Genomic DNA, 23,448 nt, shown 5'->3' on the forward strand with positions numbered 1-23,448 from the left:
TTGAACGAGGAAGATTTATGTCCGAATATGTCAGTCAGAACAATATCCAGATCGCACGGGAACTGTTTGATTTTGTGAATGACCGTGCCTTGCCGGGAACCGGCGTGGATGGCGCAAAATTCTGGAAGGGCTTTGCGGATCTGCTCGGCGCTCTCGCTCCCCGCAATGCAGAACTGCTGGCAAAGCGCGAGAAACTGCAAGCGCAGATAGATGCCTGGCATATCGATCATAAAAGTCAGCCGATAGATCAGGACGAATATCAGGCGTTTCTGAAAAGCATCGGTTATCTGGTTGAGGAGCCCGCATCTTTCTCGATCACGACGGAAAATGTCGATCCCGAAATCGCGACCATAGCAGGACCGCAACTGGTGGTGCCCTCGCTTAATGACCGTTTCGTGCTGAACGCAGCCAATGCCCGATGGGGCAGCCTCTATGACGCCTTTTACGGCACCGATGCGCTGGATGCGCCGCCAGCGAAGCCGGGCGGCTATGATCCGGAGCGCGGAGCCCATGTGATCAGGGCGGCAAAGGCCTTTCTGGATGACGCTGTTCCCCTCGAAAATGGTAGCTGGACCGACCTTGTCGACGTGCAGGAAACCGATATCGCGCTCAAAAACCCGGTCCAATATATAGGGAAGAGCGAAAAGAGCCGCCTGTTTCGGTACAACGGCCTGCATATCGACGTGATATTTGATGCCGGGCACCCGATCGGCAGGGACGATCCGGCGCATATTGCCGACGTCGTGCTGGAATCGGCGCTGACCACGATCATTGATATGGAAGATTCGGTCGCTGCGGTGGATGCCGAGGACAAGGTGATGGCCTATGGCAACTGGCTGGGCCTGATGCGCGGCGATCTCAACGCATCCTTTGCAAAGGGCGGCAAGACCGTGTCTCGCTCCCCCAATCCCGATCGGCATTATGTCGACCAGGATGGCCATGCTTTCACCTTGCCGGGTCGCAGCCTGATGTTTGTCCGCAATGTCGGGCATTTGATGAGCAACCCGGCGGTCTTGCTCGCCGATGGTGCGGAAGCCCCGGAAGGTCTGCTCGACGCGGTCTTCACCAGCCTGATCGCCATGCACGATGTCAGACAGCTTGGCGCGCTGCGCAACAGCCGGGCCGGGTCGATTTATATCGTCAAGCCGAAGATGCACGGGCCGGAAGAATGCGCCTTCACCAACGATCTGTTCGACGCCGTGGAAGATATGCTGGGCCTCGACCGCAATACGATCAAGGTCGGTGTGATGGACGAGGAGCGCCGGACCTCGGCGAATTTGGCTGCCTGTATCCATGCGGTGAAGGACCGGATCGTGTTCATCAACACCGGTTTTCTGGACCGCACCGGTGATGAAATCCACACCTCGATGCAGGCGGGCGCGATGCTGGCCAAGGGCGATATCAAGCAAAGCGACTGGATCAACGCTTATGAACAGCGCAATGTTGCCATCGGTCTCGCCTGCGGCATGTCCGGCAAGGCGCAGATCGGCAAGGGCATGTGGGCCGCGCCCGACAGGATGGCGGACATGATGGAACAGAAAGTCGGCCATCCGATGACCGGGGCCAATACCGCCTGGGTGCCCAGCCCGACCGCGGCCACGCTCCACGCGATCCATTATCACCGGGTCAATGTGTTCGACCGGCAGAAAATAGTGGCAGCCGAGGGTATTGCGCCGCTGGAAAAGCTGCTGACCATCCCGCTCGCCGACGGTCACAACTGGTCTGACGAGGAGATCGAGCGCGAACTGGACAATAATGCCCAGGGCATATTGGGCTATGTCGTTCGCTGGATCGATCAGGGAATCGGTTGTTCCAAGGTCCCCGATATCCATGACGTCGGGCTGATGGAAGACCGCGCCACCTTGCGGATTTCATCGCAGCATATGGCCAACTGGATGTTGCACGGGGTCTGTTCGGCGGACCAGGTGGATGCTGCGCTGCTGCGAATGGCCGCCAAAGTTGACGGGCAGAATGACGGTGATCCGCTGTATAAGCCCATGGCTCCCGACCCCGAAGCCAGTCTGGCCTTTCAGGCTGCCCGTGATCTGATATTCAAGGGCGTTGAGCAACCCAGCGGCTATACCGAACCCTTGCTGCACGCCTACCGGCGAAGGTTGAAAGCGGCGAACTGAGGCGTTCAGGACAGCAATCGGGCGATATCGACAAATTCATCGACGCTCACCGTTTCGGGGCGACGGGAACTGTCAATCTTCAGGTTTTCCAGCGCTGCCAGCGCTCCCGCAAGACCCTTCAGACTCTGTCGGAGCATCTTGCGCCGCTGACCGAAAGCGGCCTGGGTCAGCTGGGCCAGAACCTCCGGATTGACGCCTTCCGGCTGGGCCTTGGGCACAAGATGCACGATCGCCGACATTACTTTCGGCGGCGGCGTGAAGGCGGAGCGATGAACGGTCATCGCCAATCGGGCATGGCAGCGCCATTGCGCCAGTATCGACAGGCGACCGTAGGCTTCGCTTCCTGCGCTGGCGACGATCCGGTCGGCCACTTCGCGCTGGAACATCAGAGTCAGCGACTGCCAGAGCGGCGGCCAACGCGGTTCGGACAGCCATTGGATCAACAGCGCCGAACCGACATTATAAGGCAGGTTGGAGACGATATGAAACGGATCATCAAACAGGCTGGCCAGATCAATTTTCAGCGCATCATCATCGATGACATGGAGCTGATCCGGAAAATACCCGCCCAGTTCTGCCAGTGCCGGCAGGCAGCGCCGATCGCGTTCGACCGCGATCACCCGCGCGCCGGCTTGCAGCAAAGCGCGGGTCAGTCCGCCTGGCCCGGGCCCCACTTCAAAAACCGCCTGTCCATCCAGGTCACCGGGAACCGCGGCAATGCGGTCCAGCAGCTGCATGTCGAACAGGAAATTCTGTCCCAGCGCCTTGTTCGCGGACAGGCCGTGTTTCTTGATCACCTCACGGAGCGGAGGCAGGGCAACTTGCGGTTTCAACTGTCGTGGATCTGGCGATTGGCAACCGCGGTCGCGGCCATCTGGATCGCGGCGATCATGGAACGCGGATCGGCGATATCTTGTCCTGCAATATTGAATGCGGTGCCATGGTCCGGTGATGTCCGCACGATCGGCAGGCCCAGAGTGATATTGACACCATCAAAGAAATGCAGGGTCTTCAGAGGTATCAACGCCTGATCATGATAGGGACAGAGCGCAACATCATATTTGGCCCGCGCTTCCTCGTGGAACATGGTATCCGCGGGAAGCGGGTCGGTTATGTCCACCCCTTGCTCGCGCAGCTTTTCGATCGCTGGATGCATGAGCCGTTGTTCTTCGTCGCCAAGATTGCCGCTTTCGCCAGCATGCGGATTGAGTCCGGCGATCGCGATGCGGGGATTCATGATGCCAAAATTCCTGATCAGCGCTTTCTGGGCTGCGCGGGCACACGCGATGATCAGCCGCTCCGTGAGGTGTTCGGGTACGTCTTTCAGGGCGATATGTGTTGTCATGGGAATGACGCGCAATGTTGGCCCTGCCAGCATCATCAGCGCATTTTCGCGCGCTATTCCGCAGCGCTCTGAAACAAATTCGGTTTGGCCCGGATAGTGAAAACCAATTTTATAGAGCTGGGTTTTGGATACGGGAGCCGTAATGACGGCTCCGGCATCTCCGGAACGGGCCAGTCCGCAAGCGATCTCGAGAGCGTGGAGCGAACATTGCGCGCCATCCAGCGTAGCCTCGCCGGGAACGGCGGCCACCGCTTCGTGAATGTGAAAAACGGGCAAAGCTTCGCCGAAGGACTCGCAGGCCTCCATGGGCTGGCCAATTTTCTGAATGGGTACCCCATTGAGGTTTTTAAAGTCGGCCAGATTCCCGATCGCAAAAAATGGCTTCAGTCCTGCTTCTACTCGCCGTCTCCAGCTCTTGCCGATAATTTCCGGTCCGATCCCGGCAGGGTCCCCGCAGGAAATGGCAAAAGGCTTGGTATTCCCGTCAGCCATTAATTATATTCGATGATAGCGTCGCGCCTGAGATCGCGCAGATAGATTTGCGCCCGTTTGTTGACACGGTCATTTTCCAATCGGGACATGATGTCGTCAAAAGAGGGTGCAGAAGCGGTCTGGGCATCGTCTCGTCCACAAAGGATGAGCACACGAACGCCGTCTTCCACGGATCCAAATGGCTGGCTCGCCTGACCAATCTGCAGTTCCGCGATCGCTCCCTGCAGGGCAGCAGGAAGATCTCGCAGCCGGACCTGATCATTGTCGACGACGCTGGCTCCCAAACGGGCGGCCACTTCATTGGCTGCTCCGCAACCTTTTATATCTTGAGTCGCGGTGGCAAATTGGGCCGCTTGGGTGGAGGCCTGGGCTTCGGTAACGCCTTCCGGAAAGCTTATGGCCAACTGTTTCAGACTGAGCAGAGCGTTACGCGGATCAGCGGTGAGTACCTGTCGCGCGTCGATCAGATAGAGGATTGAAAAGCCGCCTGGCACTTCGACCGGGCCTACAACCTGCCCAACCTGCATCTGCTCGGCTACTTCAGCCAGAGAATCCGGCAACTGGGCGGGTCGAACCCAACCCAGATCACCGCCGGTAGCGGCGGTCGAGGCTTCCGAAAACTGCCGAGCATAAGCGACGAATGAGCCGCCGGCCCGGATCTGGTCCAGTATATTGCGCATATTTTCCGCTACTTGAGGTGCGGTTTCCTGGGAGGCTGACATATAGATTTCGCCAATACGAAATTCGCTCGTCCCCTTGGAGGCGTTCAGGCGTTCGATGATGGCGTTAACCTCTTCATCGCCAACGTTGATGAACGGCTGGATGTTGCGACGAAGCAGACGGCTCCAGGCCAGCTCACCCTTGATCTGACGCTTCAGCGTCTCGGTGGACGAACCTTGCGTGCGCAGATATTGATCGAACGCATTGAGGTCCTGTTTGAAATTCTGCTGGGCAACCTGACGGAAAGTCGCATCTACTTCGGCTTCCGCGATGACAATTTCATTGGCTTCAGCCTCCTGAATTTGCAGCGTTTCATCGATCAGGTTCCGCAATACCTGCAGCCGCAGGCGCTGCTCTTCTTCGTCCGAAACTTCGCCGCCATTGGCGGCGACAATCAGAGCGAGGCGGTGGCCGACATCGGTTCCGGTGATGATGTCGCCGTTGACGATCGCGGTGGCGCGGCGAACATTTGGATCATTATTGCCAAATATCGTCAATTCGTCGGGAATATCCAGTCCGGTCTGCGGTAGCGATAGATCCGAGACCGTTTGGCTGACGGATGGCGAAGCCCCTGCAATGGCAAGTGCCGCGATCAACGTGGCCTTGGTTTTAAAACCCTGGATTTTCATGCTCAATACATTCATTTCTTGTTTCTTCTCAACTACACAGAGTAAATTTCATGCAGCAAATAACGGTTATCTGCTGAACCCAATATGAGCGGGTCGACCCGTTGGGAATCCCTCTACACGCCCAGATTGCGCAAGGCCAGCCGGAACAGGAATGTACTGCCGCGCCGCGCATCGCCGGTGTCTTCGTAATCATAGCGCCAGGTCACTCCCATCGAGAGACAGCCATCGTCATAGGCGACGCCAAGCCGATGTCTCACCGGATCATAGCCATCGGCCACCGAAAGTGGATCTTCGCTGCGATCGGTCAGGTCGATGATCGCCGAACCAAAAACGGACCAATAATTGTCGATCTGAAACCGTCCGCCGACCCGGATTTCTTCCCGGTCCCTGAGATCTTCGAGCTGCGGACCGATATTGCGGTTGAGGCGCAAATAGCCAATCTGGGCGTAAGTCCCCTTCGTGCCGATCGTTGCATCTATCTCGTTTCGCCGGACCGCCAGATTGTCCTTGTCCAGTCGGTAACGGTGGGTAAATTTGACAATATCCTTGAAACGCACATTGGTCCGGCCGACGATATCGGAGAAGCGATCCGACAGGCCCGTGCCTTCGGGAACAATATTGTTGTTATTTTCCAGCCGATAACTTTGACCGACGATCATATTCACTTGAAGATTGGGACGGTTGATTTCCCATTCCATCCCATAGGTCGCGCGGACATTGTCCTCATAGCGATCATAGCCGGGGAACCGGTTGAGCGCGAACAGGTTGCTGTCCTCCAGATCCACCGCACGCGAGTCTTCATTGGGTACGGAAAGATTGGCCAAACCCGGCGTCGCGACGATCTGGAACCGCGGGGTGATCGTCTGGGTGCCGCCGAACGCCTCCCCGATCAGAGGCCATTTGACGTCAATGGCTGCAGTCGCAATGGCACGCGTTTGCCATCCGCCTTGGCCGCGATAGATAGCCGTTTCGTTGAGAGCGTTGTCATCGCTATGATATACATCTCCCCGAACATAGCCGGTCAACGTGATTTCCTGACCCCAGTCGGTCAGCTTGCGTATATCCCAGCGGGCCGCACCAAATGCCCGTTGCGTATCCTGTCCCTCGCTGCGCCCGATGGCAAGGCTGTTGGCCTGCACCTCGAGCCGACCACCGAGGATGGGATTGTTGAATCGCTTGCGGTAGTCAATCACCGGCAACGCGACGGGCACGCGGTTCTGCGGATCGTTCACGCGCAATGTCTGGAATGCCCAGCCAGCCAGTGAAAAATAGCTGCTATTGCTGATCCGCTCGACATTGATCGTCGAGCGGAGGCTGTCGTCATCGCTGATGTCATAGCGGCGCAGGAATGTCCGGTCCGAGACAATGCGCGCCGACTGCGAAATCGTCCATTTGTCATCAAGCCGGTAGCGGCCGCTGGTCGCAAAATAGCCTCGGAAACCTCTCTCGGAATCGGGCAAGAGCTGAATATCCCCGGTCGGAATGCGCGAGCCATAAGTGGCATAGCCGGTCAGCTGGAACGCGCCTTTCTCATCAAGGTTGCGAAACGTTCCGCTGATCAGCGGAGCAACGTCGGTAAACACCTGCGCCGTCACTGTGGCGTCCTGATTGGGTGCTATGCTGAAATAATAGGGTATGGTCACGCCAATGCCGTTCACCGTGTCGAACTTGACATCCGGCACCAGAATTCCGCTGCGGTTTTCATCACTAATCGGGTGCGAGAGGCCTGGCAATGGAATGACCGGCAGGCCGAAAATCTCGATTCGGGCGCCCTTATATTTCACCCGTTTCTTGACCGGATCATAGATCACCTTGACGGCCTTGATCTGCCAGCTGGGACTTTTTGGACACCCATCCTCGTCGGTCACCGCACAGGCGGTATAGGCAGCGTTGCTCAGCGCCAGCGAGCCGTCAGCAAATCGTTCGCTGCGCCGCGCTGCCAGCCGACTGCCATCTTCCAGAACAAGAAGCAGATTGTCGACGGCACCGTCCCGCAAACTGTCGGTCAGCTCGATGCGGTCGCCGTAGGCGACATCGCCGTCGGGACTGATTGATCTGATATTGCCTTCTGCCACAACCGCGCCGGTTTTCCGGTTCCACACCACCTGATCGGCTCGCAATCGATAGCCATCGCGATTGAGGAGCACATTGCCCTCGGCAGTGACAAAGTCATTCTCAAAATCATAGTCAATGCTGTCGGCGCTAAATTCGATTTCATCATTCTGCTGATCTGGTGAAGCGGCGACTTCGCCTTGGGACTGGGCCATAGCGGACACAGGCATGACCGCAGCCACACCTAGGGTAAAAAGGGCGAGTGAAGATTTCATCGACTGGCTCAACCTGCTTTTAGCCCCATTCTGGACAGCATCAAAAGTCGCACTGTCCACCTTCCGATCGCCTATTGCATCAGTTTACCCAGTCTGCAAATTTTCTTTGACAGATTCTGATGAACAGATGCTTGACCAAAAAACCAAGACGGTGCAGCAACGCCGCACGACATGATAATGCCGGTCCGTTCAGGAATGAGTCGGATCGACGAGTGAACCACACAGGCTTTTCACTCCTCAAAACATAAAGACAAGGACAGTTTTCCAATGAAATTCGACTTTACCAATGAACGTCCTGCGGATGCCGATGCGATCATATTCGCGATCACCAGCAATGGATGGAATGATTTTGATCTTAAGCTGGAGCAGGCGAGCACCGTCAAGGCGGGAGCAAAGGCAGCGCGGTTCGAAGGAAAATTGGGCGAAGTTTTCGAAACCTTCGTGACCGAAGCGGGCACGGTCTTGCGGGTGGTTCTGACGGGCATGGGCAAGGGCAAGGCAAAGGACGCTGAATCCGCCGGTGGTTCGGCGATAGCCCGTATTCTCGCATCCGGCGTCAAGCATGCGATCGTTGATCCATCTGGCCTGGACGAGGAACATCTGGCGAAATTGCTGTTCGGGGCCAAATTGCGGAGCTGGCGGCATGACAAATACCGCACGACCATGCCGGAAAAGCAAAAGGTCACGCTCGAAAAGATCACCATAGTCGATCAGCATCTGGCGACCGCCAAAGTCTGGCAGGATCTTTCCGCCGTGGCCGATGGCGTGGCCCTGACGCGCGAACTGGTCGCGGAGCCGGCGAACAGCATCTATCCGGAATCCTTTGTTGCGCGCTGCGAAGAGCTGAAGGAACTGGGTGTGGAATTTACCGTTCTTGGCTGGGATGAAATGGAACAGCTGGGCATGGGGGCGCTGCTCGGTGTTTCGCAAGGATCCGAGCGCCCTCCGCGATTGCTGGCGATGCGCTGGGATGGCACCAACGGCGAACAGAAAACGCCGCTCGCGCTGGTCGGCAAGGGAGTCACGTTCGACACCGGCGGAATTTCCCTGAAACCAGGCGCCGGCATGGAAGAAATGAAGTGGGATATGGGCGGCGCCGGCGCCGTCGCCGGAACGATGAAGGCACTCGCTGGTCGCAAGGCAAAGGCGCATGTGGTTGGCGTTTGTGGCCTGGTGGAAAATATGCCGGACGGCAAGGCGCAACGCCCCGGTGATGTGGTGACCAGTATGAATGGCCAAACGATCGAAGTGATCAACACCGATGCCGAAGGGCGGCTGGTATTGTGCGACGCGATGCACTGGACGCAGGAAACCTTCAAACCGGAGGTGATGATTGATCTGGCCACCCTGACCGGAGCGATGATCATCGCGCTGGGCAATGAACATGCCGGCTGTTTCAGCAATGATGATGACCTGGCCGAAGATCTGATCGATGCGGGCAAGGATTCCGGTGATCCGGTCTGGCGGCTCCCGATCGGTCCAGCTTATGACAAGCTGATCGATTCGCCGATTGCCGACATGAAAAATGTCGGGCCCCGCGGTGCCGGGTCGATCACGGCAGCGCAATTTCTCAAGCGGTTCGTCAAGGACGGGGTGAAATGGGCGCATCTCGACATTGCCGGAATGGTCTGGGCCGATAAACCCGGCCCGGTGTGGGACAAAGGGGCAACCGGCTATGGCGTTCGCCTGCTCAACCAATATGTCGCCGACCATTTTGAAGAGTGAACCGTTCGGCCATGGTGCAATGCCATCCGATCTGAAAAAGAGGACAGTGGAGCGGTGCGCGTTGATTTTTATCATCTGACCCGCGATCCGGCGGAAAAACTGGTACCGATGCTGGCGAGCAAATCGCTGGATGCCGGAAAAAGAGTGCTGCTGCTGTCGCCGGACGAAGTCCATTGTGCGGCGCTCAGCGCCGCTTTGTGGAGCGCCGAGCCGGCCAGCTTTCTCGCCCATGACTTCGCCGGATCGGAGCGGCAGACGGATCAGCCGATCCTGATTTCGGATGATTGCGCCCCGGCAAATGGTGCCACTTACATCCTGCTGGCGGATGGCCAGTGGCGCGACGAGGCGCTGGGTTTCGAGCGCGCCTTCTTGCTGTTCACCGCGGACCAGATCGACCATGCGCGCGCCGTCTGGCGGCAATTGACCGCCAACGAAGATGTCACCCCGCGCTACTGGAAACAGGATGGCGGCCGCTGGGTCGAAGGCCCCTGATTTGCGAATCTCGGCAAGAGCCGCTTCAGCCAACCAGTGGTCGCGCCATAAATCCGGAGCTTGTCCCATGTATGAATATGTGATTCTGCCCGTAACCTTCGCGATTCCCGCTTGCGGCAGCTGACGATGAACGGGCATCCGGCACCTTTGATGATGGCGACGGCAACACGGGCAGCTACTCGGTTCGCGGCGACGATCATTGTTGGTGGGAAGAGCTAGCACCGCATCGAAAACTTGCCATGGTGCAGTGCAGCGGCTAAGGGCGGCGCAATCTTACACCACCCCCGCATTTATGGAGCAATATCATGGCCGTGACACGGACATTTTCGATCATCAAACCCGACGCCACCCGCCGCAATATCACTGGTGCGGTCACCAAGATACTGGAAGAAGCCGGACTGCGCGTCGTCGCTTCCAAGCGGATCCACATGAGCAAGGAGCAGGCCGAAGGTTTTTACGCGGTTCACAAGGAACGCCCCTTCTTCGGCGAGCTGGTCGATTTCATGATCAGCGGCCCCTGCGTCGTTCAGGTGCTGGAAGGCGAAAATGCGATGCAGGCCAACCGCGACATCATGGGCGCTACCAACCCGGCCGATGCGGCACCGGGCACGATCCGCAAGGAACTGGCCGAAAGCCTCGAAGCGAACACCGTCCATGGCTCCGACAGCGAAGAAAATGCTGCGATCGAAATCGCCTATTTCTTCGATGATGCCGAAATCGTCGGCTAGCCCTTTCGCTCATTGATCGAAATTGACCGCCCGGTTGCAAAATTGCGACCGGGCGTTTTTTTGGGCTCGCTGTTCCTTCGGGTTCGGATCAGTTGTCGTTTCGATTGCGCCTCAAGATATTGATATCTTTGCAGCCTGTCTGTCGGCTGGCGTGCGACTCGCGCTTCGAAAATCACTCGCCGCCGGTTCAGTCTATCACCCGCCTGACATGAAATTAGCCGCCTTGGCGCCAATCACGTCGTGATGGGTGAGCGCGAAATCACGGCCAGGATGGTAACGCTGCTGAAATTGTCCCCGGCGTAACCGGACAGGAAACGCGAGGGACAGCATTCCCCTGGCCGGAATGGAACGCTTTCAGGCGCAAGGCGGACCAGCGGTTGCCTTTGGCACGATGGTCTGGCCGAGTCACGATTGGACGCGATCATCACATCGCGGCAATGTCCGGACAATGAATGACGGAAATTTAGGAAAAAATTCACTAATTCTTTCTAGACCCAAAGTCCCGTGATTGATGCAATTCCACGTAGCACCCACTTGTGATGCGGGACTTGAAGCCAATTCCTGACCGACAGACCGGCACCCGGCGTGTCGTCATTTGGACGGGGAGAAAGGGCGCTTGGCGCCTTCGAATGCGATATTTGCGCCCAGAAATCGCACTGGTACAGTAGAAGGCCGCAGACATGAAGCCCATCAATTCGAAAGATTTCAAGCGACTGGAATCGCTGCATCAGCTTCATATTCTGGACACGCCTCGGCAGGCATCCTTCGACCGGATTACCGAGCTTTGCGCAGATATTTTCGGGTGCTCCATTTCCCTCATTTCGCTGGTTGACGAGCACCGCCAGTGGTTCCTGTCCTCCGTTGGTGTCGATGTTCGAGAAACACCTCGCGAGATTTCCTTCTGCAACCATACGATTGCAGCCGGATGCAGCTTTCTCGTACCCGATGCATCGCTAGACGATCGGTTCAGCGACAATCCGCTCGTCCATCATGCACCCGCGATCCGCTCCTATCTCGGCGCGCCTATCAGAAGTCCTGACGGTGAATTGATCGGTACGCTCTGCATTGCGGATCAGCGCGCAGGTTGCTTCAACGAAAATCATATCTTCAAGCTGGAAAATCTCGCCGCGACCGTCGAAGATTTGATTGGTGCCCACTCGCAGGCTTCCGTGACTTCCTATCTCAATTCCCAGCTGGGTGCGCGCAGCAGCCGGCTCAATCGCGCCAATCGGGTTTTCAAGCAGGCCGAGAAAATTGCAAAAATCGGATCATGGGAGTGGGACCTCGAGACCCATGAGCTGACATGGTCAGAAGAGGCCTTTGCGATTTTCGGTGCGCCGAAAAATGCGCCCATGTCGATTGAAGAAACCTTTCTCTTCTACGCCAAGGAAGACCAGCAACGGGTAATGGCGTCGGTAGCAAATATAAACAACCATCAGGAATCCTTTGAATTTGAAGCAGGTTTGAACGCGGCGGACGGCACCTTCAAGCGAGTGAAGGCGATGGGTGAATATCTCGAGGCAGACCAGCAGACTCCGGCCCGTCTGGTCGGGATCATCCAGGATATAACCGAATCACATCATACGCGACTGGCGCTGCAGCGCGCCGCCGATCGCGATGCCTTGACCGATCTGTACAATCGCAATGCCCTCGACCGCTTTTTGCAGGACACGCTTGGAACGCTCAAGAAGACCGGGTCCAACGCATTTTTGCTGATGCTGGATCTCGATGGCTTCAAGGATATCAACGATACGTTCGGGCATCTGATCGGTGACGTTTTCCTGGAGAAAATCAGCTCTCGCATTGTTGACGCGCTTCCCGAGGGTGCGATTGTCGCAAGATGGGGCGGCGATGAATTTGTCATACTGACCACGCCGGACATTTCCCTGGACGCCGCAAAGCAGTTCGGTGACGAAATCCTGCTGAGCGTGGAGCGGCAGTTCGAAATTTCGGGCCGCAAGATGGGGGTAAGCGCAACATGCGGACTGGTCGAGATCGACGAGCGCTCCATTGCCAGGGAGATTATTCGAAAAGCTGACCTGGCGCTTTACCATGGCAAAGAGCGCGAGCCGGGCCGGGTGCACATCTATGTGCCCGAACTGGAGGAAGCGAATCACCATCGGCAAGCCGCAATCGCAACCGTCCGGGAAGCGCTGGATCACAACCGCATCTTTGCCGGTTATCAGCCGATAATCGATCTTGCGACGAACCGCTTGGTCGGACTGGAAGCGCTAATGCGGTTGAGCACCCCGAGCGGCGAACAGATGACCGCCTCTGAAGTGCTCCCGGCGCTGCTGGATCCGATATTGTCTCGCGAGATTGGCGAACGCATGCTGTCCTGCGTTTGCCGGGACCTGGCCGAAATCGAGCAGACCCAGCCAGATCTGCAATTTGTCAGCATCAACGCGACCGAAGCGGATCTGTTGAGTCGCGATTTTACCGAAAATTTATTGTCGAAGTTGCAGGAGTTTGAAATCAGTCCCGGGAAAATCACGCTCGAGGTCACCGAGACGATGCTGATGGTCAATGACACGACCACCGTGCAAAATGTTCTCTCCGAACTGAGCGGATCCGGAATGCGCATCGCGCTCGACGATTTCGGGACCGGCTTCTCGTCGCTTTCGCACCTCCGGGATTTTCCGATAGACGCGGTAAAAATCGACAAGAGCTTCATCCGCTCGATAACGGCCGAGCACCAATCGAGACTGATCGTGCAAGCGCTGATCAACATGGCCAGCAATCTCGGCATCGAGGTCATCGCGGAAGGCGTCGAGACGGAAGATCAGCGCACTCTGCTGCTGCAGATCGGCTGCCACCGGGGTCAGGGCTTTCTCATCAGCCCAGCCCAGAGTGCCTGCCGTATCAAGTCTATGCGGTTTCCGAATGCGCTGATTGAGTCATTGGGTGGCAGAAAAGTCGCTTAGCGCCGACAAGGGCAATGACCGCGCTGAATTGCGATAGCTAAGCCCCCGCGTGATGCCCGACCGTCACCGCCGCCGCAGTTGCCTCTTCGGCGCGTTCCCAATCGTGGAAGGCTTCGCGGCGGACGATAATCCACTGGCCATGCCGCCGCTCCAGCTTGTCGCAATAGCGGCCGGCGACGATCCAGTCGGTGGCCTTGCCGTGGGTTTCGCACGGAGTGAATTCGGGATGGCCCGCTTCGATATAGTGATAGGCGACAAAATTGGCTTCCGTGGTGGCGCTGTTGCCATCGTCCGACAGCACGATATGGACGTTCGAAATCGAATGGTGGGTGCCCGGAATATGCTGGAGTACCTGGCTGGCAAAGCCGATGAATTCGTCCGGCGGGCCCTGATATTCCGCATGTTTGTGGACATGGTCATCGGCAAAGCAGGAGCGGACCAGCGGCCAGTCGCGGCGATCGATCCCCTTGCAATAGCGGTGCAGGATATCCCGAATTTCTTCGCGAGCGGAAAGCTGTTCCCATGTGTACATTCCTGATATCTCCTAATTTTGCCAGTCGTTATTATTTGACACTGGATCTAGCGTTTAAAGCAATAATTTGAGAGGGGTAAAGCATGGGCAGACTGCAAGGCAAAGTGGCAATAATAACAGGCGCCGCCAAGGGACTGGGTGAAGCCGATGCGCGGATGTTCGCGCGCGAAGGCGCGATTGTCATCCTCACCGACATGGACGCCGACAATGGCAAACGCGTCGCTTCGGAAATTGGTGGTCTGGCGGAATTCCACGTTCAGGATGTCCGGGATGAGCAGGGCTGGGAAGACCTGATCGCCGATGTCGTCTCGCGCCACGGCCAACTCGACATATTGGTCAATAATGCCGGGGTGGTCGAGCCGGGCACGATCGAGACCCAGACAGCCGAGGAATATCGCTTCGTGATGGCGGTCAGTGCCGATGGCGCCTTTTACGGTTGCAAATATGCCGTTCCCGCGATGAAGATATCCGGTGGCGGCACAATCATTAACATGTGCTCGATCGCCTCTATCGTCGGCGAACCGATTGTGGTGGCCTATGCCATGGCCAAGGGCGCGATCGAGAGCCTGACGCGCAGCGTCGCGGTGCATTGTGCCAACAACAAATATAATATTCGCTGCAACAGTGTGCATCCGGCGGGCATATTGACGCCGATGGTTGAAGGCATTGGCCCCAAGGTGATGGGCCGGGACGATCTGCGTCCGGCCAGCGAAGGTCCGGCCCCGAGCGCGCTCGGGGAACCCGACGATATCGCCAATACGGTCCTGTTTCTGGCCTCGGACGAAAGCAAGTTCATCAATGGTGCTGCGATCCGGGTCGACAATGCCAAATCGGTGATGGAAGGCGTGGTGCCGTGATGTTTCGGTAGCGCGCGGGTTTGGGGCTTCGGTCGCCAGCCGGCCGCGTCATCTCCGGCAGCGAATTGCATGAGCAAGCCGGACCTGAACCCTTTTCGGCGCAGCAGATCGGCCATGCCCTGACCGCCGGCCCAGCCGACCCGCTCCGCCCCTGATCCGCGCGGGTATAGCGATGACCGCGGCCGCGGATATGAAGGGTCGGATCATCCCCGCCGCAAGCGGAAGAAATCTTTTCTCGAAGAATTATTCGACTAGGGTCGGGCTTTGGTTTGCAACGACGCGGGCTCGGTGCGCAGCGGATAAACGTCATGCACTGGTGGTTGCATCGTCAGAGCAATCCGGAAGGACAGGATCCGGTCCTGTTAGATTTGTTGAGGGAATATTTGCCTATGCCGGTTCGGATAGTGGTGATCAGCGACACGCATTTGCGGCATCGGGAGTTGCGGCTGCCGAAGGGCGACTTGCTGATTCACTGTGGTGACCTGTTCACCCTGCAATCGAGAGACAGGTCGCTGGTGACGGACTTGGATGACTGGTTCGGCGCGCAGGATTTTGACCAGATAGTCTGCATCGGGGGCAATCATGATCATATATTGCAGGATATTGCGCATCGCGAACCCCAGCCATTTGCCAATGCCCATTATCTCCAGGATACGACCTTCAGATATGCAGGCTTGAATATCCATGGCTCGCCCTGGGTGCCGGACCTGCCTTACCATGCCTATGATCGCGACGGCGCTGAGCTGGCCAATACCTGGGCGCGCATTCCGGACAATAGCGATATATTGATAACACATGTCCCGCCCGCGGGCAGGCTGGACCAGTCGAGCCAGGGTCATTCCCATGGCTGTCCGCTGCTTGCCGCAGAATTGCCGCGCATTGCGCCGAAGGTCCATTGTTTTGGCCACGTCCATGCCAGTGGCGGCAGCGAGACGGAAGACGGCACGGTCTTCATCAACGCTTGTTCGATTGACGGTTGGGGCGCCCCGCTCCGGCAACCGATTTCCATTCCGCTGGAGGCCGGGAGCTAGGTCAGAGACCTTTCGAACATTGGTGCAGGATATGACATCATGATCTCAAGCCGCCAGATTCAGATTGTCGCTATCATCGCGGCTGCAGAATAGCGCGCGGGCCTTGCCGCTCGCCTTCGCGCGATAGAGCGCGGCATCGGCGCATGCGAGCAGTCGCTCCAGTTCTACGCCCTGCTTCGGCGCTGTGGCGATCCCGACACTCACCGATACGCCGCTGACGCTGTCGTCAACACCGTAAGGAAGGCTCAACTGGCGGATCATCCGGCGCGCAAGCATCTTGGCTTCGTCTTCATGCTCAAGACCGGTCTGCAGCACCACAAATTCGTCGCCTCCGAGACGCACGACCGTATCTTCCGCGCGCACTATCGCCTGCAGACGCCGCGCGACTTGTTTCAGCAAAGCGTCGCCAACCGGATGACCGTGGCGATCATTTACCGCCTTGAACCCGTCGAGATCTAGGAAATGCAGGGCCAGCGGCTGTCCGGTGCGTATGGTCTCCCCAATTGCCAGTTGAAAGCGCTCGCGCAGCAACAGGCGATTGGGGAGACCGGTCAGCGCGTCATATTTGGCCAGCTGCGCCAGATCATGCTTGGCGGTATGATGCTCGACCGCCGTGCGATAGAGATGCGCAACGGTCTGCAGGCTAAGGCCCGCGATCATCGCGACGAGCGCGGCCTCGATCAGGAACATTTCGGTGTGAAGGCTATCGGAATGGGTGTCGAAGGCATGGAAGGCAAGGGCGGCAACCGTTGGTACGGTAGCAATCAACAGACTTATCACGCAAACTTTCGGTCTGACCGATGTCCGCGCCACGATACCCGCACCAAAGCTGAATATCAGACTGACGGCGATCAGATGCAACATGGGGTCATGCACTGTCAGCACCATGACGGTGAGCAAGGCGAGCAGCGCTGCCGAGATATAATTGCCGATTGCGTAGCGCCATTCCCAGCGGAGCAGGTCCGGCAAATTTGCGACCGGCGAGACGCGCATATAGGCCCGGACAGCCGCAAGACGCAGAGAGGTTGTCAGCACACCGGCGATGGCGAGTGTAACGTAAATGGGATCGCCCAATTGGAATGCCGCCAATACGCACACCGCAACAAAGACCATGCCAAGACCGAAAATCGGCAGCCACATGCTGTACAGCATATCGACAAATTCCCGATAGACCGGGAGCGCAATGCTGACCGAACCGGGAAAGAGCCTGAAGGTCGGACGCCGTTGATCCAGCGCTTGTTGATTGTCCCGTTTCACGGGCAACCGATAGACGCAAGAGGTTAACAGCATATGGTCGGCGCAGACCGTATTACTCCCGGCGCCAGCCCATCCGGTTGTCGTCGGCCGGGCAGCCAGCCAACCGCTGACCGCCAATTGAATGGATATGATGCTCCCGTCCGAAAATGACACTGGCTGATCAGGGCTTGAGGATAAACGGCCCTGCTATTCTCTGCTCAAGCGCCTCATGCGCGCGCGCCGCCTCGGCCAGCGGATAAGCATTGCCTTCCTTCACGGTCAATATGCCGTCGGCAATCGCCCGCCACAATGTCTCGGCCATGGCTTCCAGAGCCGGACGCGTCTCGACATAATGGGCATAGGCGGGCCTGCTCATGGTCGCCGATCTGGGGGCCAGGCGAGCGATATCGAATGGCTCGATCGCACCTGACGACTGACCATAGTTCACCAGATGACCCAGCATCGCGAGGCATGCAAGCGAGCCATCGAACGTGTCGCGCCCTACCGCATCATAGACCACATCGACGCCGCGGCCGCTGGTCAATTCCATAACCCGCGCGGTGAAATCTGTTTCCTTGTACAGGATCACGTCGCGGCACCCTGCCGCGGTCGCGCTCGCCGCTTTTTCGGGCGATCCGACTGTTCCGATCACCTCGGCGCCGAGGTGTGACGCCCATTGCACCAGCATATGCCCGACACCGCCCGCGGCAGCATGAACCAGAACCACCTCTCCCTGCTGGATGGGATGCACCCGCAATACCAGAATGGCAGCGGTCAGTCCCTTCAGCAGGATTGTCGCGGCCAGATCATTGGATATCGAATCCGGCAGCTTCAGGGCCAGCGTGGCGGAAAGCACACGCTCGGCGGCATAAGCCCCGTAACCGGTGTCGAGATAAGCGACCCGGTCGCCCGGAGCAAAACCGGTCACATCCGGTCCGACCTCCTCGATAATACCAGCGGCCTCCAGGCCCGGGATCAGCGGCAGTGGAAATCGCCGATACTGGCCTGACCGGACATAGATATCGTGATAGTTGACGCCGATCGATGTGTGGCGGATGCGCAATTGGCCGGTGCCGGTCGGTGGTACCGCGACATCGCGCAGGCGGAGCGTTTCGGGCCCGCCATAAGCGTCAATCATGATGGCGGAACTGGTCTGCGGGGTCGCCAGGCCTTGGCGGGCAAAGCGGGTACCGCATGCCAACCCATTGGCGATGCTGATGAAGAGTGCGAAACATTGTGTCAATCAGCGGACCAGAAACCGGCCCTATCGCTTTTGTTGATGCGGCCGGGTAGCGGCGCCGTCCCTGCCTGATGCATGTCGAGCGCGTGGCAAATTCTCACCGCAGCAGGTCCCGTCGCGCTAGCGCTTGCCTTGAACCGTGAAAATCGAGTAGCTTGCCAGCATGGATCGCGAGCAACATCCCGACGAACAAGACCAGATGGCGATCTCCCTATCGGATTTGCCCAGTCCGTCGGTCATGGCCCTGATCGAAAAAAGTCCGATTGCCTCGGTGGTCAGCAATCCCCGACTTCAGGATAACCCGATCGTCGCGGTCAATGATGCATTCGAGGAACTGACCGGCTATGACCGCGAATTTATTATCGGCCGAAATTGCCGTTTTCTGGCGGGCGAGGCGACCGAATCCTGGCTGACCGAAGAAATCCGGCGCGGGGTGCGGCAGCAAAAGTCGGTTCTGGTCGAGATATTGAATTACAAGAAAGATGGCACGCCATTTCAGAACGCGGTGCTGGTCGCGCCGTTGTTTGACGAAGAAGGGGTGCTGGAATATTTTCTCGGCTCGCAGGTCGAAATCGATGCAGACTCGCCGAGCCTCGCCAAGCCGCGCCGGATGCGGGCGGTGGCGATTGTCAAGGACCTGTCGAAGCGGCAGCGCGAAGTGTTGCAATTTATCGCCAAGGGTCTACTCAACAAGCAGATTGCCCATGAACTGGGGCTCAGCGAGCGGACTGTGAAAATGCACCGTTCGATCCTGATGAAACGGCTCGACGTCCCCAGTGCAGCGGATATGGTGCGGCTCGCCGTGGAAGCCGGCATGTAGGATAGCCGGTCATACGGTCCAAGGGCCGTATCGATCTTGTGCTGGACCTGGTCTATATCTGAAAGGGCATCGCGGGTTGGAACTTCTTTTCCCATTCAGGGCCGCAGATTTTTTTTGGGCAACAGTATTTCCCTCCTCCTTGTTGTCCAGAGATTTTCAACCCGTGATGCACCTTCTCCCTAAAATTGATTCGCGATTTCGATCATGTTGGTGAGTCGCTTTGGCGCGACCATCCGCCAGCTTTTTCTCAGCCAGTCGGCAATATGGTCCCAATCCGTTTGGCCGGTATCAAGTCGGATCGCGATCCAGCCGGATTTGCCGTAAAATTTGGGTGCATAATAGAGGTCAGGATCGGCGTCGATCAGGGCGGTCTGTTCGTCGATCCCGGTGGTCTTGACGAGCAGGGCGATACTGGCTTCGCCATGATGACTCTGTGCAAAATAGGCGAAATATTTCCCTGTAGTCTCGCTGCCGACCCGCCAGCCGGGCGCACCGAAACTGGCCCGTTCGTGACTTTCCTCGAGCGCCAGCGCACGCTCGCGCAGCTGCGCCAATATCCATTCCGGATCGGACTCGCGGGTCACATATTTGGCGAGCGCGCTCGGGTAGAGCTGATGTTCGGCGATCAGGATCCGGCTGGCCAGCCGGTCGCCATCGTCATCGGGAAGGATCGCCACTTCGGTCTGCGCCAATACCGGGCCATCGTCGAGTTCTGCGGTGACCAGATGTACGGAGCATCCCGCGACCCGGTCTCCGGCGTCGATGGCGCGCTGATAGGTGTCGAGCCCCTTGTATTTGGGCAGCAGGCTGGGATGGATATTGAGCATGCGATCGGACCATTTTTGCACAAAACCATCGCTCAGGATCCGCATATAACCGGCGAGCACGACATATTCTGCGCCGGCGCCGACAATAGCGTCGTGCATGATCGCATCATGGGCGTCACGCGACAGTCCCTTGTGCGGATGGGCGAAGGTGGCGATGCCTTCGGCCTGCGCCAGGGCCAGGCCGGGGGCGTCGGGATCGTTGGACGCCACCAGCATAACTTCAAAAGGGCAGTCGGCCGATTTTCCGGCATAGACCAGCGCGGCCATATTCGATCCGCGTCCGGAAATCAGGATCGCGATTTTGGCCTTTTCAGCCATCATGCGTCGCGGTCCAGTCGGCCGTCGCCGACCAAATGCCGCGTGTCCCCGTAACCGAACAACCCTTGTTTCCTGGACGCACCTCACCGATTACATGGACTTTTTCGCCTGCGGTTTCGAGATTGGCCGTTATCGCGGTCGCTTCGTCGGGGGAGACAGCCAGGACCATCCCGATCCCGCAATTGAACGTCCGCGCCATTTCCTCCGGCTCGATATTGCCCTGAGCCTGCAGGAATGCCATCAGCCTGGGCTGATCCCAGCGCGCGGCATCGACATGGGCGTGCAGTCCGTCCGGCAGGACGCGCGGGATATTTTCCAGCAAACCGCCGCCGGTGATATGGGCAAGCGCCTTTATCCGGCCCGATTGCATCAGCGGCAGCAGCGATTTTACATAGATTCGGGTCGGAGCCATCAACGCTTCGACCAGCAGGATGTCGGGGTTGAACAGGGCAGGGCGATCCATTTTCCAGCCCTTGTCCGCAGCCAGCCGCCGGACCAGCGAAAAACCGTTGGAATGGATGCCGGACGATTCGAGACCGAGGAGGATATCGCCTGGCGCGATCGTCGCGCCGGTCACAACCTTTTCGCGCTCCACCGCGCCGACGCAGAAACCGGCAAGATCATAATCGCCTTCGGCATACATGCCCGGCATTTCTGCGGTTTCGCCGCCGATCAGCGCGCAGCCGGACATTTTGCAGCCCTCGGCGATGCCGGCGACAACTCTCTCGGCAATGCCGTTTTCCAGTCGGCCGGTGGCGAAATAGTCGAGGAAGAACAAGGGTTCGGCGCCCTGTACGATCAGGTCATTGACGCACATGGCGACAAGATCGATTCCGACCGTGTCATGCCGGTCATGATCGATCGCGAGCTTGAGCTTCGTTCCGACGCCGTCATTGGCCGCGACCAGCAAGGGATCCTGATATCCCGCCGCTTTCAGGTCAAAAAATCCCCCAAAACCGCCGAGTTCGGCATTGGCACCCGCACGCGCCGTGGCTTTGGCCAGGGGCGCGATTGCCTTGATCAGGGCATTGCCCGCAGCGATGGAAACACCGGCTTTCGCATAGGTGTAGTTATCCGGCTCATTTTGCTTTTCACTCATAACTTGTGCGATTAGACAAGTCGCGGCTGGATTTCCACGCCATAATCGTCAAAAGGGCGCAAATGAGTTTTTTGACTGACTTCAGAATCAGGATTGCCGCCATCATTGCCGTTGTGACGATGCTAGCGGGAACGGTTGTCTATGCCCAGCTGGAAGGCATCGAGCGCGGAGTTGCGCCCTTGGCCAGCAGCGGCGACTTTGAAGTCATGGGCGTCAAGGTCGATGTCCATGGCGATAATGCCATCGATGCCCGCAAAAAGGGCTGGGAAGAGGCGCAGCGCCTGGCCTGGAAGATGCTCTACAAGCGCACCCAGGGCAGTGACACCGAAGGCCTGCCGGATGGTACGCTGAACACGATCGTCTCTGCCATCATCGTCGAGCAGGAGCAGATCGGACCCAAACGCTATATCGCCACGCTCGGCGTTATGTTCGACCGGGCCAGGGCCGGCTCGATTCTGGGTGTCGGTGGCCGGCGCTTGCGGTCTCCGCCCTTGCTGGTGCTACCGATCATGTGGAGCGCGGGATCGCCTCAGGTATTCGAACATCGCACCGAGTGGCAAAAGGCCTGGGCGCGATTCAATTCCGGCAACAGCGTGATCGACTATGTCCGGCCCTATGGCTCGGACAGCGAGTCGCTGGTGCTGACCGCAGGGCAGGCCAACCGCCCCAGTCGACGCTGGTGGCGCAATATTCTGGACCAGTTTGGCGCAGCCGATGTGGTTATTCCGATTGTCCGGCTGACTTATGAATATCCCGGGGGGCCGGTCTCAGGGCGTTTTACCGCACGCTATGGTCCCGATAACCGATATGTCGACAGTTTCACCCTGAAAGTCCGCCAAAGCGAAGATATCCCCAAGATGCTGGATCAAGGCATCGCGCGGCTGGACACCATATATGCGAGTGCCTTGACGCGCGGCGTCTTGAAAACCGACAAATCGCTGATCATCGAAGACCCTTTCGATCTGGATGAACTGCTTCTCGAAGATTTCGAGCTGGAGGATGCTCGATCGACCGAAGACAGCGCGGGCGAAGTTCCAGAAAGCGCAACGGTAAACGGGGCGACAGAATCCGGAAGTGATGCGGCGACATCGGCTGCCGCAACCACCGTTTCGCTGCAGTTTGACACGCCGGACGTTGGCGCTGTGAGCAGCACGGAATCGGCGGTACGGTCGATACCGGGTGTCACCTCCGCTTCCACCTCCAGCCTGGCGCTCGGCGGTGTATCTGTCATGAACGTGACCTATAGAGGTGATATTGCAGCGCTTGCCCAGGCCCTCAGGGCGCAAGGCTGGCAAGTCCAGCAAGGAGCAGGCGCCCTGCGTATCAGTCGTTCCGGACAGTGAAGTAGCGAGACCGTGAGTCAGATTGCCCTACCTCTTGAACACAGTCCGCCACCGGACCGCGGCGGCTATCTGGTGACGCCGGCCAATGCTGAAGTGCACCGGCACCTGCAGCAATGGCGGGACTGGGCGCACCACACGCTGATCCTGACGGGCCCCGCAGCCTCTGGCAAAACCACAATGGCATCGGCCTTTGCCCAGGAAACAGGCGGACTGGTCGTCGATGATGCTTGCGAATCCGAGGAGCTGGAGATTTTCCATCTCTGGAATCGGGCGAATGACGAACGCAAGCCGCTGTTGCTGGTTTCGGCCCTGCCGGTTGCACAATGGGAGGTTTCACTGCCTGACCTGCAATCCCGTCTCGCCGCCTCGCTGCATCTGGAAATCGGACCACCCGATCAGCCAATGATCGATGGGCTGTTGCAGAAATATTTCGCGATCCGGGGCCTGACCATATCCGAAGATGCATTGCGCTATCTGGAAAAGCGCATGGTCCGCTCTTATGCTATGGTGCGCCAACTGGCTCAGAAAATGGATGCGCTGGCGATCGAGTCCAAAAAGCCGATCAATCTGGCCATTGCGAAATCGGCGCTCGGTACGTTTGACGCAGGCGATGAAAAGGTGGAAGTCTGAC

General features: G+C 58.0%; 20 protein-coding genes. 11 read left to right on the forward strand and 9 right to left on the reverse strand.

Translation table 11 applies throughout. The features are described from left to right. Window positions 1-17 precede the first annotated feature (17 nt). On the forward strand, window positions 18-2,132 hold the full coding sequence (locus ACEW8J_RS14815) for a malate synthase G (RefSeq protein ID WP_373492412.1): 2,115 nt from the start codon (window positions 18-20) through the stop codon (window positions 2,130-2,132). Between the two features lie 5 nt (window positions 2,133-2,137). Here the strand turns inward: ACEW8J_RS14815 and rsmA are convergent, their stop codons facing one another. The 4 genes from rsmA to ACEW8J_RS14835 form a co-directional block, all read right to left on the reverse strand. Next, entirely contained in the window at window positions 2,138-2,965 is an 828-nt protein-coding gene (gene rsmA / locus ACEW8J_RS14820; RefSeq protein WP_373492413.1) for a 16S rRNA (adenine(1518)-N(6)/adenine(1519)-N(6))-dimethyltransferase RsmA, read from the reverse strand. Beyond that, the gene (pdxA, locus tag ACEW8J_RS14825) at window positions 2,962-3,969 is read right to left on the reverse strand and encodes a 4-hydroxythreonine-4-phosphate dehydrogenase PdxA (protein WP_373492414.1); all 1,008 of its coding nucleotides are present in this window, start codon (window positions 3,967-3,969) and stop codon (window positions 2,962-2,964) included. Before pdxA ends, rsmA begins: the two co-directional genes overlap by 4 nt. After that, window positions 3,969-5,333 (reverse strand): peptidylprolyl isomerase, encoded by a 1,365-nt coding sequence (locus ACEW8J_RS14830; RefSeq protein ID WP_373492415.1) that lies wholly within the window; start codon window positions 5,331-5,333, stop codon window positions 3,969-3,971. Before ACEW8J_RS14830 ends, pdxA begins: the two co-directional genes overlap by 1 nt. A 98-nt stretch (window positions 5,334-5,431) precedes the next feature. Beyond that, window positions 5,432-7,600 (reverse strand): LPS-assembly protein LptD, encoded by a 2,169-nt coding sequence (locus tag ACEW8J_RS14835; RefSeq protein ID WP_373492416.1) that lies wholly within the window; start codon window positions 7,598-7,600, stop codon window positions 5,432-5,434. On the opposite strand from ACEW8J_RS14835, the gene ACEW8J_RS14840 reads away from it, so the two are divergent. The 5 genes from ACEW8J_RS14840 to ACEW8J_RS14860 all read left to right on the forward strand — a co-directional run bounded on the left by ACEW8J_RS14840 (window position 7,599) and on the right by ACEW8J_RS14860 (window position 13,514). Continuing rightward, entirely contained in the window at window positions 7,599-7,820 is a 222-nt protein-coding gene (locus tag ACEW8J_RS14840) for a hypothetical protein (RefSeq protein WP_373492417.1), read from the forward strand. The two genes, ACEW8J_RS14835 and ACEW8J_RS14840, sit on opposite strands and share 2 nt — an antisense overlap. Window positions 7,821-7,912: 92 nt before the next feature. Beyond that, window positions 7,913-9,370, forward strand: coding sequence for a leucyl aminopeptidase (locus tag ACEW8J_RS14845; protein WP_373492418.1), 1,458 nt, complete (start codon window positions 7,913-7,915; stop codon window positions 9,368-9,370). Window positions 9,371-9,424: 54 nt separating this feature from the next. Next, a complete protein-coding gene (locus ACEW8J_RS14850; protein ID WP_373492419.1) occupies window positions 9,425-9,862 on the forward strand; it encodes a DNA polymerase III subunit chi in 438 nt (145 codons plus the stop codon). A 305-nt stretch (window positions 9,863-10,167) separates the two neighbouring features. Then, complete coding sequence (ndk, locus tag ACEW8J_RS14855; protein ID WP_373492420.1) at window positions 10,168-10,590, forward strand: nucleoside-diphosphate kinase; 423 nt, start codon at window positions 10,168-10,170, stop codon at window positions 10,588-10,590. Window positions 10,591-11,270: 680 nt separating this feature from the next. Continuing rightward, complete coding sequence (locus ACEW8J_RS14860; protein WP_373492421.1) at window positions 11,271-13,514, forward strand: putative bifunctional diguanylate cyclase/phosphodiesterase; 2,244 nt, start codon at window positions 11,271-11,273, stop codon at window positions 13,512-13,514. A gap of 37 nt (window positions 13,515-13,551) precedes the next feature. Here the strand turns inward: ACEW8J_RS14860 and ACEW8J_RS14865 are convergent, their stop codons facing one another. Further along, the gene (locus ACEW8J_RS14865) at window positions 13,552-14,046 is read right to left on the reverse strand and encodes a nuclear transport factor 2 family protein (RefSeq protein ID WP_373492422.1); all 495 of its coding nucleotides are present in this window, start codon (window positions 14,044-14,046) and stop codon (window positions 13,552-13,554) included. An 83-nt stretch (window positions 14,047-14,129) separates the two neighbouring features. Here ACEW8J_RS14865 and ACEW8J_RS14870 point away from each other — a divergent pair, with 83 nt between their 5' ends. Both ACEW8J_RS14870 and ACEW8J_RS14875 read left to right on the forward strand, forming a co-directional pair. Next, window positions 14,130-14,903, forward strand: coding sequence for an SDR family oxidoreductase (locus ACEW8J_RS14870; RefSeq protein WP_373492423.1), 774 nt, complete (start codon window positions 14,130-14,132; stop codon window positions 14,901-14,903). A gap of 389 nt (window positions 14,904-15,292) precedes the next feature. Further along, complete coding sequence (locus ACEW8J_RS14875; protein ID WP_373492424.1) at window positions 15,293-15,934, forward strand: metallophosphatase domain-containing protein; 642 nt, start codon at window positions 15,293-15,295, stop codon at window positions 15,932-15,934. Between the two features lie 45 nt (window positions 15,935-15,979). Here ACEW8J_RS14875 and ACEW8J_RS14880 read toward each other — a convergent pair whose 3' ends face one another. Together ACEW8J_RS14880 and ACEW8J_RS14885 are read right to left on the reverse strand one after the other, a co-directional pair. After that, window positions 15,980-17,191, reverse strand: a complete 1,212-nt coding sequence (locus tag ACEW8J_RS14880; RefSeq protein WP_373492425.1) for a diguanylate cyclase domain-containing protein — start codon at window positions 17,189-17,191, stop codon at window positions 15,980-15,982. Between the two features lie 160 nt (window positions 17,192-17,351). Next, on the reverse strand, window positions 17,352-18,413 hold the full coding sequence (locus ACEW8J_RS14885; protein ID WP_373492426.1) for a quinone oxidoreductase: 1,062 nt from the start codon (window positions 18,411-18,413) through the stop codon (window positions 17,352-17,354). A 160-nt stretch (window positions 18,414-18,573) separates the two neighbouring features. Between ACEW8J_RS14885 and ACEW8J_RS14890 the strand changes: the two genes are divergently transcribed. Beyond that, the gene (locus ACEW8J_RS14890; RefSeq protein WP_373492427.1) at window positions 18,574-19,230 is read left to right on the forward strand and encodes a LuxR C-terminal-related transcriptional regulator; all 657 of its coding nucleotides are present in this window, start codon (window positions 18,574-18,576) and stop codon (window positions 19,228-19,230) included. 179 nt (window positions 19,231-19,409) lie between these two features. Here the strand turns inward: ACEW8J_RS14890 and purN are convergent, their stop codons facing one another. Continuing rightward, window positions 19,410-20,375 (reverse strand): phosphoribosylglycinamide formyltransferase, encoded by a 966-nt coding sequence (gene purN / locus ACEW8J_RS14895; protein ID WP_373492436.1) that lies wholly within the window; start codon window positions 20,373-20,375, stop codon window positions 19,410-19,412. After that, window positions 20,368-21,474, reverse strand: a complete 1,107-nt coding sequence (purM, locus tag ACEW8J_RS14900) for a phosphoribosylformylglycinamidine cyclo-ligase (protein WP_373492428.1) — start codon at window positions 21,472-21,474, stop codon at window positions 20,368-20,370. Before purM ends, purN begins: the two co-directional genes overlap by 8 nt. Window positions 21,475-21,536: 62 nt before the next feature. On the opposite strand from purM, the gene ACEW8J_RS14905 reads away from it, so the two are divergent. After that, window positions 21,537-22,817: a heavy-metal-associated domain-containing protein gene (locus tag ACEW8J_RS14905; protein WP_373492429.1), complete on the forward strand. Its 1,281-nt coding sequence runs from the start codon at window positions 21,537-21,539 to the stop codon at window positions 22,815-22,817. Between the two features lie 12 nt (window positions 22,818-22,829). Continuing rightward, complete coding sequence (locus ACEW8J_RS14910; protein WP_373492430.1) at window positions 22,830-23,447, forward strand: hypothetical protein; 618 nt, start codon at window positions 22,830-22,832, stop codon at window positions 23,445-23,447. The last annotated feature ends 1 nt before the right edge of the window (window position 23,448 follow it).

Source organism: Parasphingorhabdus sp. (assembly GCF_041748495.1).
Taxonomy (GTDB): Bacteria; Pseudomonadota; Alphaproteobacteria; order Sphingomonadales; family Sphingomonadaceae; genus Parasphingorhabdus.

Excerpts from the sequence above, each read along its gene's own strand:
- ACEW8J_RS14815 (WP_373492412.1), top strand. The coding sequence starts at position 18 with ATGTCCGAATATGTCAGTCAGAACAATATCCAGATCGCACGGGAACTG.
- pdxA (WP_373492414.1), bottom strand. The coding sequence starts at position 3,969 with ATGGCTGACGGGAATACCAAGCCTTTTGCCATTTCCTGCGGGGACCCT.
- ACEW8J_RS14830 (WP_373492415.1), bottom strand. The coding sequence starts at position 5,333 with ATGAATGTATTGAGCATGAAAATCCAGGGTTTTAAAACCAAGGCCACG.
- ACEW8J_RS14840 (WP_373492417.1), top strand. The coding sequence starts at position 7,599 with ATGACCGCAGCCACACCTAGGGTAAAAAGGGCGAGTGAAGATTTCATC.
- ACEW8J_RS14835 (WP_373492416.1), bottom strand. The coding sequence starts at position 7,600 with ATGCCTGTGTCCGCTATGGCCCAGTCCCAAGGCGAAGTCGCCGCTTCA.
- ACEW8J_RS14845 (WP_373492418.1), top strand. The coding sequence starts at position 7,913 with ATGAAATTCGACTTTACCAATGAACGTCCTGCGGATGCCGATGCGATC.
- ndk (WP_373492420.1), top strand. The coding sequence starts at position 10,168 with ATGGCCGTGACACGGACATTTTCGATCATCAAACCCGACGCCACCCGC.
- ACEW8J_RS14860 (WP_373492421.1), top strand. The coding sequence starts at position 11,271 with ATGAAGCCCATCAATTCGAAAGATTTCAAGCGACTGGAATCGCTGCAT.
- ACEW8J_RS14865 (WP_373492422.1), bottom strand. The coding sequence starts at position 14,046 with ATGTACACATGGGAACAGCTTTCCGCTCGCGAAGAAATTCGGGATATC.
- ACEW8J_RS14870 (WP_373492423.1), top strand. The coding sequence starts at position 14,130 with ATGGGCAGACTGCAAGGCAAAGTGGCAATAATAACAGGCGCCGCCAAG.
- ACEW8J_RS14875 (WP_373492424.1), top strand. The coding sequence starts at position 15,293 with ATGCCGGTTCGGATAGTGGTGATCAGCGACACGCATTTGCGGCATCGG.
- ACEW8J_RS14890 (WP_373492427.1), top strand. The coding sequence starts at position 18,574 with ATGGATCGCGAGCAACATCCCGACGAACAAGACCAGATGGCGATCTCC.
- purN (WP_373492436.1), bottom strand. The coding sequence starts at position 20,375 with ATGGCTGAAAAGGCCAAAATCGCGATCCTGATTTCCGGACGCGGATCG.
- purM (WP_373492428.1), bottom strand. The coding sequence starts at position 21,474 with ATGAGTGAAAAGCAAAATGAGCCGGATAACTACACCTATGCGAAAGCC.
- ACEW8J_RS14905 (WP_373492429.1), top strand. The coding sequence starts at position 21,537 with ATGAGTTTTTTGACTGACTTCAGAATCAGGATTGCCGCCATCATTGCC.